Origin of the sequence: Vibrio sp. 10N.261.55.F4, from assembly GCF_041470465.1 — a bacterium.
Taxonomy (GTDB): Bacteria; Pseudomonadota; Gammaproteobacteria; order Enterobacterales; family Vibrionaceae; genus Vibrio; species Vibrio crassostreae_C.
This window is the reverse complement of the sequence record NZ_JBFRMM010000045.1, coordinates 1-13224: the sequence shown is the minus strand read 5'-3', so window position 1 is coordinate 13224 and position 13224 is coordinate 1. Positions and strand designations below refer to the sequence as shown.

Sequence of the window (13224 nt, the reverse complement as noted above, 5' to 3'; positions counted from 1 at the left end):
TTTCTCTCATTATCAAACAGACAAATTAAGCCAAGTCGCTGCCGTTGCTTGCGATCACTTTTTTGTACCAGTGGAATGACTTTTTAGGAATACGATTTAACGTACCATTGCCTAGGTTGTCTCTGTCCACGTAGATAAACCCATAGCGCTTGCTCATCTCTCCGGTCGACGCCGCAACAAGATCGATACAACCCCAAGGTGTGTAACCCATCAATGGTACACCGTCTTCCATTGCTTCATGCATCGCAACAATGTGCTGACGAAGGTAATCAATGCGGTAATCATCGTTCACTTCTCCATTGTCATCCAAGGTATCACGAGCACCTAAGCCATTTTCTACCAAGAAAAGTGGTTTCTGGTAACGGTCATAGAGTGTGTTCATCGTAATTCGAAGACCTGTAGGGTCAATGACCCAGCCCCAATCACTTGCTGGAAGATGAGGGTTTTTGATGGACTTAACGACGTTCGCTGCACTCGTATTTCCTGCATTCATATCAGCGGAAGCACAGCGTGAAGCGTAATAACTGAAAGAAATGAAATCGACAGTATTTTTCAGAATCTCGAAATCTTCATCTTGTGTTTCAAGCACCACACCTTTGTTATCAAACACTTTTTGAGCATAAGATGGGTAGTAACCACGCGATTGAACATCGATAAAGAACAGGTTCTCGCGGTCTTTTTCCATAGCCATCAGCACATCTTCTGGCTTACATGAATATGGATAGAAGTTACCGCCCGCCAGCATACAACCCACTTGGTTTTGCTCATCAACTTCATGGGCAATCTTGGTTACCAAAGCGCTTGCTACTAGCTCATGGTGAGCTGCTTGGTACTTCACTTGATCGTGATTTTCGCCTTCCTGAAACAACAATCCAGCACCAGAAAACGGGCTCGCTAGTAAAATATTGATTTCGTTGAAAGTTAACCAGTATTTCACCAAGCCTTTGTAGTTTTCGAAACAGGTTCTCGCGTAACGGCTAAAGAACTCAATCATCTTACGATTACGCCACGAACCATACTCGTTGACCAAGTGCATAGGCACATCGAAATGGCACAAGGTAACGAGCGGCTCAATACCGTATTTCTTACACTCTTCAAAAACATCACGGTAAAAATCTAAGCCAGCTTGGTTCGGCTCTAGCTCGTCACCTTTTGGAAAGATTCGGCTCCAAGCGATGGATACGCGGAAGACTTTAAATCCCATCTCTGCCAGCAAGGCGATGTCTTCTTTGTAACGGTGATAAAAGTCTATCGCGTTATGGCTTGGGTAGAACTCGTCTTCGCTGAGCGTCACCTTATCAACCTGACCAAGCTTAATTGGCATGCGGTTCTCACCATAAGGGATCATATCTACGGTTGTTAGGCCTTTACCACCCGCTAAGTGAGCGCCTTCAGACTGGTTTGCAGCAATAGCGCCGCCCCATAAGAAATCTTCGGGAAATTGAATGTTTGACATCGAATACCTCGGAAACAATAAAAGTCACCTTACGCTGAAGTAAGGTGACTGAATAAATTAATCAATTCTAATTAAGACGCGGACACTACTGTCGGCTTGTCTTCTGCCTTACCAGCTTCTTTGTTTGCTGACTCTGAAGTTGCTTTCTCATCGGCATCATCTTCTGGAACATCTTCAAAGCCTAAAACTAGGGTTAGAACAAATGACAGAACAATAGACAATGCGATCAGACCGAACACCCAAACGATACTCATTGGGTCATTCACATCGAAGAACTGAACACTCGTAAACAAGCTTGGTGCTGCCATCGAGTGACTCGCAAGGCCACCCATGCCCGCTAATGCACCTACGATAAAACCAGTAATCATTGTTGCGATAAGTGGACGTTTCAGACGAACAAGCACGCCGTACAATGCAGGCTCAGAGATACCGGCGAAGATAGCTGAAGCACCTGCGGCTAATGATGTCTGCTTTAGTGCGCTGTTTTTGGTTTTGTAAGCAACAGCCAGACACGCACCACCCATACCGAGGTTGGCACCGATTTCTGAAGGCATAACCATACCTTCACGACCCGTCTCAGCAATGGTTTGAATAATCGTTGGAGTAAATACACGGTGCATACCAGTAAGAACAAGTAGAGGCCACAGTGCGCCCATGATAGCAACCGACAACCAACCTAATGTGTCATGAATTGTGTAAACAAGCGCTGAAAGTGCAGTACCAACCCAAATACCAAATGGACCGATAAGTACGATAGCAACCGGAGCTGCAATCAATACGATAAGCATAGGTTTCAGGAAGTTTTTAGTCACAGCAGGGGTAATGCTATCTACCCAACGTTCTATGTAAGAAAGAGCCCAAGTCATCACAAGTACAGGAATAACCGTGTAGGTGTATTTCACTGACGTGATTGGGATACCGAAGAAATCAACGTGCTTGCCTTCTGCTGCTTGCGCCATCAATTCCATAAAGTTCGGGTGGATTAAGACACCGGCAATCGCAATGGAAAGAGACATATTGGTCTTGAATTTGATCGATGCGGAAGCGGCAACCATAACCGGTAGGAAGAAGAAGGCGCCATCGCCAATCGCTTTCAAGATAATCAAGGTAGGTGCATTTGGCTCAACCCAGCCCAGCATCTCAAGTACCATGGCGAGCAGTTTGACCATTGAAGCGCCAATGATTGCTGGGATAAGAGGCGACATGGTACCAACCAGTGCGTCCAACATTTTCGCACCAATTGACTTAGCCGTTAGCTTCTCTTTTTTAGCAGGAACCTCTGACTCAGATACAGTGGATAGCTCACAAAGCGCCATCACTTCTTTGTATGCATACGATACCTCGTTACCAATGATAACTTGTACTTTGTCTCCATTATCAACAACACCCATCACACCTTTCAGTGCTTTTAGCTTGTTAATATCGACGCCATCTTGGCTGTGTAAAACGAATCGTAGTCGAGTCATACAGTGTGTTAGGGCAGCCACATTTGTCTTGCCCCCAAGATGCTCAACAACAGATTTCGCAATTGCGCGGTAATCGTTGGCCATTTTATCCCCCAAAGATCTCTTTCCAGTGATTTTTAAACGCGAATATAGTGAGATGTGACTAATTTTCCGTCAGTAGGATGCAAAAACAATCACACTTGTTGTGAATTGTTGTTTTGTGTCCTTCATCACACTTCCTTAAGTTACCGGTAACATGTTACCGGTAACGCTTATAAGATAAAGCCATATTTACAAGCGATGTTCAAAATTGAGATCACGCGCAAATTTGTTAAGAGGATTGAGTTATGGCTGGTAGTAGTGTCATCGTCATGGGTGTCAGTGCTTGTGGGAAAAGCACGATAGGCGAGCAGTTGGCAAAAAAACTTGGGCGTAAGTTCATTGATGGTGACGACCTTCATCCTCGAGCAAACATTCAAAAAATGGCGTCAGGCCAACCTCTTAATGATGATGATCGCATTCCATGGCTGGAACGCGTTCGTGATGCAGCGTACAGCCTAGAAAGTAAAAATGAGCACGGCATTATTGTGTGTTCTGCGTTGAAGAAGAAGTACCGCGACCAAATTCGCGAAGGGAACAAAAACCTCACCTTTCTCTTTTTAGATGGCAACATTGACCTGATCTTGCATCGAATGCGTCAGCGCCAAGGCCACTTCATGAAAGAGAACATGATTAAAAGCCAGTTCGAAACATTAGAAAGACCCGATCACGAGCCAGATACGGTTGTCATCAGCATTGATGGCGATATTGATGACGTTGTGGACTGTGCTGCGATTGTGCTTTCAATGACTGATGAGGCAGAAACAGCATGACCCTTCCAACCATCCAAGCGGTGACTCAACGATTAATTGAACGAAGCAAAGAGACTCATAAAGCGTTTCTAAACCGAACCCAACACCAAGCCTCTGCTGGCAAAGGTGGTAAAGGGCTTTCTTGCGGCAACTTGGCTCATGCTGTCGCAGCTTCTTGCTCCGATGAGAAACGCTCGATTCTTGATCTCACTAAATCCAATGTGGCGTTAATCAGCTCTTACAACGATATGTTAAGCGCTCACCAGCCGTATCAACACTATCCAGATCAGATCAAAAAGGCGTTAGCTAAGTTCGGCCACACCTCTCAAGTAGCAGGCTGTGTTCCTGCGATGTGCGACGGGGTAACTCAAGGGCAACCAGGCATGGATATGTCTTTGTTTTCAAGGGACTTGATTGCTCAATCGACCGCTCTTTCACTGAGTCACAACGTGTTTGATTCAACCCTATTACTTGGTATTTGCGACAAGATAGCTCCAGGACAACTGATGGGCGCGCTCTCTTTTGCACATCTACCCACCGCTTTTGTTCCGGCGGGCTTGATGGCAACGGGCATCAGCAATGATGAGAAAGTACATATTCGCCAAGAATACGCGGCTGGTAAGGTAGGAAAAAGTGCCTTACTGGATATGGAGTGCAACGCTTATCACTCAGCAGGCACCTGCACTTTTTACGGCACAGCCAATACCAATCAGCTGGTATTTGAAGCGATGGGGCTGATGCTTCCGGGCTCAGCGTTTATTCACCCTGACTCTGAATTGCGCGCATCACTCACTCAGCATGCCGCCATTGAAATTGCTTCAATGACACCACAAGCCGCAAACTTCCGCCCACTTTCTGAAGTCTTTACCGCTAAAAGCTTAATCAATGGCATTGTTGCCCTACTCGCATCAGGTGGCAGTACCAACCACAGCATTCACATGGTCGCGGTAGCACGCGCAGCAGGATTTATTCTGACTTGGCAAGACATCAGCGATCTATCCGATGTGGTGCCTTTAATTGCTCGAGTTTATCCCAACGGCCCAGCAGATATGAATGCGTTCCAAGCGGCAGGAGGAGTTCCCGCGCTGTTACGCCGTTTAGATCAAGCCAACTTACTGCACCGAGATGTCACACCTACCTTTGGCTCGTTTGAAGATCAAATGAGTATTCCAGAGCTTGAAAATGGAAAGCTAACGTGGAAAAAATGCAAACAGTCGGCAGATGCAGAGGTAATTGCAGGCCAAGAACAGGTATTCCAAAGCACAGGCGGAACGCGAGTCCTTTCAGGGAACCTTGGCAACGCAGTGATTAAGGTGTCAGCGGTTGCAGAAGAGCAACGTGTAATAGAAGCACCTGCGGCAGTTTTTGATTGCCAACATAAGGTAGAAGCCGCGTATCAACGAGGTGAACTCAACAAAGATTGCATTGTTGTGGTAATAAACAATGGCCCAGCTGCGAACGGTATGCCTGAACTGCACAAGCTTATGCCGATTCTAGGTAATGTTCAGAAACAAGGGTTTAAAGTGGCTCTGGTTACTGATGGGCGCCTTTCTGGAGCCTCAGGAAAGATCCCATCCGCGATTCATGTCTCACCAGAGGCCATTCGAGGAGGAACTATTGGGCTTGTTCGCGAAGGCGATATCCTGCGCTTAGATTGCGCGAGTGGCGAACTCAATAACCTCAACGACATGCAGTCTCGCCAAGCGAAGGTGTTTGAGGTAGACGCTAACCAGCAAACCATGGGGCGCAACCTATTTAGCGTGATGCGCCAAAGCGTTTCGAGTGCAGAACAAGGGGCGAGTTTTATCGTCTAACTGTGTCATCGCTTAAATGTAAAAGCAAAAGGGGCATCATTTCGATGCCCCTTTCCGTTTCCACCATACTTGGTTAAACGCTTTCGCCATCCGTGATGCGATAGCCCATATCCACTACCGTTTCCGTGACTGGCTCACCTTTCAATCGGGCAAGCAGTAGCTCGGCACTTTTCTTACCTATTTCATAACGTGGCGTATCCACGCTAGTCAGTTTTGGGCGTATGGTTTGACCGATATCTAACGCGTTATAGCCCACCACAGATAGCTGTTGCGGCACTTGGATTCCACGTTGCTGGGCAATGAGCAAGGTACCTATCGCGATGTCATCATTGGTGCAGAACACGCCATCTAGATCTGGGTAATCCGCAAGAGCGCGATCAAGCAGATCTTCAGCCAAAGAGAAGTTAGAGTGCTGTTCAGTCAACACGTGTTTAGGCTCTAATCCAGCCTCATACATCGCTTTGTCATAGCCTTGCAAACGCAACTTGGTTCGCGCATCCAATCGAGCGCCAAAGTAAGCAATAGAGCGTTTACCAGCTTCAATCATTCGCTTCACGACATGGTAAGAAGCATCAATATGGTCCAAGCCAACAACCATATCGATCGGATTGGTTGGGAGTTCCATCGTTTCAACAACAGAAACACCTGAATTCTTGATCATCTGTAACGTGCGGGGGGTGTGGTGGCTTTCCGTCAATATCAACCCATCAACTTGATACGAAAGCAGCGAAGCAATCTTTTCCTCTTCTTCCACAGCATCATAGCTAAAGTGAGCAAGCAACGTCTCGTAGCCATTCTCTTTAGTAACCGTTTCGATACCTTGAACAAACGCGGCAAAGATTTGGTTTGATAACGAAGGGAGCAAGATACCGATCGCTTTACTCGACGATTTAGAAAGCATAGCTGGCGCTTTGTTTTCGATGTATCCCATCTCTTCAATAACCGCTGCAATTTTAACGCGAGTTTTGGCTGCGACTGAATCGGGATTGCGCATGTAACGAGAGACGGTCATCTTTGTGACCCCCACTTTGTCTGCAACATCTTGAAGTGTGGTTCGAGTTTTCTTCTGCTGTTCTGTCATAACTATTTGAACTCTTTATTATGTTACAAGTAACATTATAAAGTTCTCACCGCCTCAAGTTCAACCCATTCGTTGTCATCGACACATAGTATTGAAATCGTTCTACCATCGGCAAATTAGTTTGGCGTTAACGAAAGGTTGGTATCACGCATGCTTGATGAAAGCTTGGCTTAACTGCTGAAAGAGTGAGTCTACGTTGGGTAGAGTTGTCAGATGTGCGGACAACGGAGTATGAACTTGCGCGTCCACCACGGTTGGATTGCCACAAACTTGATTATAAAAATTTACGGGTGCAACGATGTTCTCTAGGTCGACATCCAACAAGATACAAGCTTGCGAAAGTACGATTTGGCCGCCCCCTTGTTTAAGCAAAACACGCTGCGCCGTGCCCACTATTTTTTGTTTATTGATATTGAGGTTGTAGTCACCATCACAATAAGAACCGGGAGTCGCGTGTACATCCACATCGATGCCCAGTTCTTTAAAAAACAGGGTTAAGACATTGCACAGATGTAGATACGCTTTTTGGATGTTGTAGGCTTCATCACGAGGCCAATGGTAAATGTGCGATAAGTTAATGATCCCCGGCAGTTGGGGAACGGGAGCGCCGCCTGTTTTACGTGAGGTGAGTTGCCAACCTTGTGCCGCGAGTTGTTTTCTAGACTCTACGGTCACAGGCCACTTTTTACCTGCGGGCAAAACAAGTGTCGGCGCTTTTGCTTGCCACAACATTAAGGCTTGCCCAATCTCACCCGCCTGAATTTGCTGCAATAATTCAGCTTCTTTTTCAAACGCACGATCAACATCAATGTGCGGGTAACGTACGAGTTTATTGGTTAACTTCAATGCACTTTCCTCTACAGATTGTGGTGACCTATCATTTAACGTTCTGCAATGGTTGATGAGATATGGGACTATGTGCGATGAAACATAGCACCAAAAGTTAGTTATTGGCGCCATAGTAGCTTGTCAGTTGCCCATCTCAAAGGTGAGTGCTAACATTTGTACACACACCAATAAAGGAATACATCATGGACACTAGAATTCAATTTCGTGTTGATGAAGAAACAAAACGCCTAGCTCAACAGATGGCTGAGAGCCAAGGTCGCACACTGAGTGGTGCTTGCCGTGAGCTTACTGAGCAACTCGCTGAGCAACAAAGACAGACATTATCTCACGATGCATGGCTAACTGAACAAGTAAACCTAGCATTTGAGAAGTTTGACTCAGGAGAATCCGTTTTCGTTGAACACCAAACTGCTAAATCTCGAATGGAAGAACGCAAAGCCAGAATACGTAATCGAGGTAAGCAATGATTTTATGGGAAGAAGAATCACTCAATGATCGTGAAAGGATCTTTGAGTTTATCTATGACTTCAACCCTGATGCGGCAGAAAACGCTGACAACCTCATTGAAACAAAAGTAGAAAACTTGCTTGAGCAGCCTCTAATGGGTGTACAGAGAGACGGCATTCGTGGGCGATTACTTATAATTCCTGAGATTTCAATGATCGTCTCCTATTGGATCGAAGGCGACATTATCCGAATTATGCGCGTACTCCACCAGAAACAAAAGTTCCCAATGGATTGATTACTTCCTCTGGGCAACTAACTAGCCCAATTAAGGGGTGAACAACGCCTCCACCCAACCTAAAGCATTGTGCCATAAACACTAAATTTGAAGTAGAAGCAAAAATGCCAAGCGTTGGGAATCCCTCTTAAATTGATTGTTATAACACAATTGCTACACGTCACTTTCCGTTAGTATCTGACGACAATTTCGTACTGTGAGGACGCGAATTTCATGGCTAAGGCTATATATGATGCGATAGTGACCAAACAAAATTTCACGGTAATTGGTATGAGGCAGCTCAGGAACCATTCGCCCCATGTCAGGCATACTTGAGAGTAAATCAGTTTTATCAAAAACCTCATTAACCCAGTTTTCTGCCGCCACTGGATTATCCAGTGAAATAAACTCGGCTGCATCACCTAACTTTTGTAATGCTAGTGGTGACCAGACTACTTTCATTTCTTAATGCGCCCCAATACTTGAGCACGAGCGTCTTCATTGGAAACACCTAAACCTGAAGCTAATTGTGCTTCAGCAGTACGCATTTCTTCCAGTAACTCGATCTTCTCTTGCATTGCTTCATATTCTGCAACATCAAGGACAACCGCAACACCCTTACCACGTTGTGTGATAACTAGTGGTCTGCGAGTTTCGTTAATCTGTTTAATAAATGACGTCACGCCAGCACGAAATTCAGACAAAGGCTGAATATCTTGATCAAAATGGATGCGGCTCATGTTGAACTCCCTATAGTACAATTTAATGTACAAATAATAGTTCAAATAGCAATTTTGAGCAATAGCCTGATTTTGTGTAGCCGCATTAAGGTGTGAGCGACGCTTGGCTATACTTGAGCGAAGCGAAACTGCCAAGCGTTGCGAATCACTCTTAAATGCTTTGTTATGTTTTTGTTTTCTTGAGCTTTTTGTACGATTCAGACCATTCAAATGAGATATGTATCATAGCCAACGGACTAAACAAAGCAGAAATAAAACCAAAGCTAGTATCACCTGTTAATTCATCAACAATTGGGGCACACAAGAAGCAAAGATAGACCCAACCGTAATGTTTACGAAAGTGCTTGCTGTTAGTGAAAACAACTCGGAAATGATTTGAGAACAAAGAAAAACTAGCAACGATACCCAACACACCAACCACTATATTTCCTTGTATCACAGCTAAGGAAAGAAGGGCAGCACCATAAACTGAAAACCCAATTAGACCCGCTTTATGAGTTATTGAGTAAACTTCCCATTGTAACCTGTCTTTCTCAACGTTACTGCAAGGACCCAAAACGTCAAAACCAGAGTCATTACTTTTCGACAAGTTAACACTTAGAACGCACAATACTGCGCCACATATGAACATCAATAATGGTGGCACTATCACCCCAAAGAAATTAGTATTAATCAAATCTAAAGAAGCAAACAAAGCACAAAAAACCAGCACCATACCCGTCCATAGAGCTAGATTTCTAAGCAGTATTCTCATCATTCCTCCTCGGAAACATAGCCCTGTTAAGGGGTGAGCAACGCAATACCGAAGCCGCCGCATACCTCCTTAATCACTTAAACCAACGCATAGTGAAAATGCCACGCGTTGCGAATTCCTCTTGAACAGTTTGTTGAACGAAGCCGCTACGCGGCAGAGTAAAACGAGTGCGAACCATACTCTTGTAACACCATCACCCTGATGGTCGTTCACAGGAGTAACCCCATGAAACCCTATGACTTAAAACGTTACAACACCCCTTATGAACAACACCTTACCAACCTAAAGCTGCAAGGTAAACGACCTGCGACCATTGATGCCTATTCCCGTGCGGTTCGTCGGATCACCGCTCATTTCGACCGAGCCCCTGATACATTAACTACCTCTGACCTCAAACAGTTCTTCGCGTCTCTTATTCAAACCCACTCGTGGAGCACCATAAAACTCGATCGTAATGGCTTGCAGTTTTTCTATCGCTACACGCTCGATAAACAGTGGGAGTGGCTCAATATCGTCAAGCCGCCACAAGTAAAACGACTGCCCGACATACTGACACCACAGCAAGTCAGCTCGCTGATTACTCACACTCGACAAGCACGTTATCAGGTGTTTTTTCTTACTCTGTACAGCATGGGGTTACGACTCAGTGAGGGATTAAATCTTACGGTTCATGATATCGACAGCCAAACAATGCGCGTTCACATACGGGAAGGAAAAGGCGGAAAAGACCGAATGGTGCCGCTTCCGCAGCGAACGCTTAAGGCACTCCGCACGCACTGGCTTACCCATAAGCATCCTTGCTACTTATTTCCTGGACTTGGTACATGTCACGACACCCCCATGGATCGTGGCGGAATTCAAAAGACGATGAAACTTGTACTTAAAGAGTGTGGTATCAAAAAGCATGCGAGTCCTCATTCACTCAGACATTGCTTCGCAACGCACTTACTTGAGCAAGGAGTCGACCTGCGTTCACTGCAATCACTGCTCGGTCATGCAAGTCTCAACACCACGGCACGATACACCCGAATGACTCAGATAAAGCAGCGTGATGCGGCAATGGCCATCAACCAATTAACGGATGATCTAGACTTAACATGGAGCATAAAATGAGTACTTTCATTGAACTGCTTCGCCAGCATCATCGTGCGCTTAAGCATCACTATCATGCGCAGATAAATGGCGATATGCATCGAGCTATTGGGGCGATGCTCCGTTGCAAAACAGAGCAACAAGGACGCTCACAATGGTTCTGCAGTCACTGCCATCACGATGACCGATTGCCTCTTTCTTGTGGTCATCGCCATTGCCCTCAATGCCAACAACGCACCACTTCTGACTGGCTACAGCGTCAACAGCAAAAACGGTTACCTGTTCACTATTTCATGGTGACCTTCACTTTACCGTATCAATTGAGAGTGCTGGCAAGACATCAACCTAAAGCGATATATAACGGTATGTTTAAGGTGGCATCAGGGGTATTAAAGGATTTTGCCAACCGACAACGGCAAGGTGAACTTGGTTTTACCGCCGTGTTGCATACTCACAGCCGACAACGAAACTTGCACCCACATCTGCACATTATCGTGGCGGCAGGCCAATACGACGCGTCGAGGCAAACGTGGCACAAAGGCAACAAGCATTACCTCTTCAACGCGTTTGCTTTGGCCAAAGTATGGCGAGCAAGAATGCTAGAGGCCATTAATCAACACCCAACGTTGTGGCTGCCGAGTGGCATACCCAAACAATGGGTGGTCGATTGCAGACAAGTAGGATACGGTCAGGCTGCACTCAACTATTTGGCGCGCTATCTCTATCGCGGTGTGCTGCCTGATGAAGACATCATCAGTATCACAGATGATACTGTCACCTTCCGCTATAAAGAGAGTCAGACCAATGCATGGCGAACGCGCACCTTGCCCATTCTGAAGTTTTTGCTGCTCATTTTGCAACACGTGCTGCCCAAAGGGTTGCAGAGAGTACGAGACTACGGATTTTTACGTGGTCAAGCTCACGCCTTAAGAGCCCGCATTCAACTGCTGTTATTGAACTTGGTCTATATGATGCCGCCGCTAACGGCACCGATAAGGAGCAAAGCGATAAGAATCTGCCCTTGCTGTGAGCATGAGATGGCGTGTGTTGGAGTGAGCCGACCCATGTAGCCGAAAGGCATTTGATAATAAGGAGAATGGCATTGACGAAATCAAAGGAGATGTGACGACGAAAGAAACGAAAAATAGCTAACTGGTTGATAAGATTGCTATCGCAACCTTATCTTGACCCCGCTCGCCTTGAGAAAAGCCTCAAAGCGATGTGCCCTTCAAGTTCAATCGTACAATTTACTTAACAAAGTGGCTTCGGGCTTGTTCAACACTCGGGATTTAGTGTTGGCTGCGCAACACCTTAATCCTTATTTGTTAGGCAAATTTTCAACTGAACGACACTACCTCGATTACTTCGATTGATTTCTTGTGGGCGTCACCAATTATGTAAGACTCCGTCGGGACTGCATCTGTTGACCTCCAATTACTCGCAACCGATATGATTTTATGCAATAGATACTGAAATTCACCTTCAGGGTGCTTATACAAGATTATTTTGTTTGCATCATGCATATTCTCAGCACTAGTGTACCCGTCCCAAAACAGAACCAAACCATCATTCAATGAAATTAAGGCGTTTGGAGAAAGATGCGGTGGATGATTCCTACATGCCTCCAAATAGTTTTTTAGCAGTGTATCTTTGTTTAAAGTGAAATTTTTACATAGAATGAAGCCAAATATTTGGTCATAGTAATTGTTTACCTGATCGAACCTTTGTTCGAATTCCCCCTCAACAGCCATCGTGGTGTTGAGTCTTCTGAAATGAAATGGATTTTCTGTATGCCTGTTCAATTGCTTGACCGATGCTATTTTATTTACGGCATCATTAAGTTCTTTGGTTCCTAAACTACTCTTTATCTCTCCCACAGCAATGACACTTTCGCACGGAAAGTAGGTAGCTTGTGGATCATCGTTAACTGAGAATATTGGGCAAATATCCTTTTCATATAAAACGATGTCGGTTTGATTTGATGCTGTTCCTGAAGTGTCTATAATGCAGCCAGATCCAATACCAATCATCTTAGGTAAAACAGATTCAAGTTTCTTCTTTACTCCAAATTCTCTCAAACCACCGATGATACCAGGAGTTGTAGCTCGACTCGCTTTATCAAAGTCTTGAATTAAATCACTCCCCAGCTCTCTTAGAAAATCTTGAGTACTAAATTTATTTTTCTGCATACCTAAACCCAATGATAAATTTATATTATTTGCCTAACGAATGACATGGATTCCCCCTACCGAGGATCTGCCACACTTATGTGGTACTTAATTGCACCGGAGGCACCATGTCTGATTTTTCTTATTTCTGCGGTATCGACCTAGCTAAAAACCACTTCAGTCTTCATGCCGTAGACCAAAATGGTAAGGTCATACTTCATAAGTCGGTAACTCGCTCTAAACTACTGACTAC

General features: G+C 45.1%; 14 protein-coding genes and 1 pseudogene. 7 read left to right on the top strand and 8 right to left on the bottom strand.

Annotated features, from left to right (window positions below):
• Positions 1–25: 25 nt before the first annotated feature.
• Together AB4249_RS20670 and ascF are read right to left on the bottom strand one after the other, a co-directional pair.
• On the bottom strand, positions 26–1456 hold the full coding sequence (locus tag AB4249_RS20670; RefSeq protein WP_017067568.1) for a 6-phospho-beta-glucosidase: 1431 nt from the start codon (positions 1454–1456) through the stop codon (positions 26–28).
• Between the two features lie 71 nt (positions 1457–1527).
• Positions 1528–3006: a PTS cellobiose/arbutin/salicin transporter subunit IIBC gene (gene ascF / locus AB4249_RS20665; RefSeq protein ID WP_017064040.1), complete on the bottom strand. Its 1479-nt coding sequence runs from the start codon at positions 3004–3006 to the stop codon at positions 1528–1530.
• A gap of 242 nt (positions 3007–3248) precedes the next feature.
• On the opposite strand from ascF, the gene AB4249_RS20660 reads away from it, so the two are divergent.
• Entirely contained in the window at positions 3249–3773 is a 525-nt protein-coding gene (locus tag AB4249_RS20660) for a gluconokinase (RefSeq protein ID WP_017059452.1), read from the top strand.
• Positions 3770–5566, top strand: coding sequence for a phosphogluconate dehydratase (gene edd, locus AB4249_RS20655; RefSeq protein WP_372104597.1), 1797 nt, complete (start codon positions 3770–3772; stop codon positions 5564–5566). The genes AB4249_RS20660 and edd overlap by 4 nt, the downstream gene beginning before the upstream one ends.
• 73 nt (positions 5567–5639) lie before the next feature.
• Here edd and AB4249_RS20650 read toward each other — a convergent pair whose 3' ends face one another.
• Together AB4249_RS20650 and AB4249_RS20645 are read right to left on the bottom strand one after the other, a co-directional pair.
• Positions 5640–6647, bottom strand: coding sequence for a LacI family DNA-binding transcriptional regulator (locus AB4249_RS20650; RefSeq protein ID WP_017059450.1), 1008 nt, complete (start codon positions 6645–6647; stop codon positions 5640–5642).
• Between the two features lie 144 nt (positions 6648–6791).
• Complete coding sequence (locus AB4249_RS20645; RefSeq protein WP_017059449.1) at positions 6792–7493, bottom strand: lipoyl protein ligase domain-containing protein; 702 nt, start codon at positions 7491–7493, stop codon at positions 6792–6794.
• Positions 7494–7678: 185 nt separating this feature from the next.
• Between AB4249_RS20645 and AB4249_RS20640 the strand changes: the two genes are divergently transcribed.
• Positions 7679–7963, top strand: coding sequence for a hypothetical protein (locus tag AB4249_RS20640; RefSeq protein ID WP_017059448.1), 285 nt, complete (start codon positions 7679–7681; stop codon positions 7961–7963).
• Positions 7960–8238: a type II toxin-antitoxin system mRNA interferase toxin, RelE/StbE family gene (locus AB4249_RS20635; protein WP_017059447.1), complete on the top strand. Its 279-nt coding sequence runs from the start codon at positions 7960–7962 to the stop codon at positions 8236–8238. Before AB4249_RS20640 ends, AB4249_RS20635 begins: the two co-directional genes overlap by 4 nt.
• A gap of 153 nt (positions 8239–8391) precedes the next feature.
• On the opposite strand, the gene AB4249_RS20630 is transcribed toward AB4249_RS20635, so the two are convergent.
• From AB4249_RS20630 to AB4249_RS20620, 3 genes are all read right to left on the bottom strand, one after another.
• On the bottom strand, positions 8392–8679 hold the full coding sequence (locus AB4249_RS20630; RefSeq protein WP_017064044.1) for a type II toxin-antitoxin system RelE/ParE family toxin: 288 nt from the start codon (positions 8677–8679) through the stop codon (positions 8392–8394).
• Positions 8676–8957 (bottom strand): type II toxin-antitoxin system Phd/YefM family antitoxin, encoded by a 282-nt coding sequence (locus tag AB4249_RS20625; protein ID WP_011080399.1) that lies wholly within the window; start codon positions 8955–8957, stop codon positions 8676–8678. Before AB4249_RS20625 ends, AB4249_RS20630 begins: the two co-directional genes overlap by 4 nt.
• Before the next feature lie 163 nt (positions 8958–9120).
• Positions 9121–9714, bottom strand: a complete 594-nt coding sequence (locus AB4249_RS20620; RefSeq protein WP_372104594.1) for a hypothetical protein — start codon at positions 9712–9714, stop codon at positions 9121–9123.
• Positions 9715–9936: 222 nt separating this feature from the next.
• Here AB4249_RS20620 and AB4249_RS20615 point away from each other — a divergent pair, with 222 nt between their 5' ends.
• Both AB4249_RS20615 and AB4249_RS20610 read left to right on the top strand, forming a co-directional pair.
• A complete protein-coding gene (locus AB4249_RS20615; protein WP_372104592.1) occupies positions 9937–10824 on the top strand; it encodes a tyrosine-type recombinase/integrase in 888 nt (295 codons plus the stop codon).
• Complete coding sequence (locus tag AB4249_RS20610) at positions 10821–11873, top strand: transposase (protein WP_102332453.1); 1053 nt, start codon at positions 10821–10823, stop codon at positions 11871–11873. The genes AB4249_RS20615 and AB4249_RS20610 overlap by 4 nt, the downstream gene beginning before the upstream one ends.
• A 267-nt stretch (positions 11874–12140) precedes the next feature.
• Here the strand turns inward: AB4249_RS20610 and AB4249_RS20605 are convergent, their stop codons facing one another.
• Positions 12141–12992, bottom strand: coding sequence for a DUF6602 domain-containing protein (locus AB4249_RS20605; RefSeq protein WP_372059124.1), 852 nt, complete (start codon positions 12990–12992; stop codon positions 12141–12143).
• Positions 12993–13099: 107 nt separating this feature from the next.
• On the opposite strand from AB4249_RS20605, the pseudogene AB4249_RS20600 reads away from it, so the two are divergent.
• A pseudogene (locus AB4249_RS20600) lies at positions 13100–13224 on the top strand (IS110 family transposase); the annotation flags it as partial.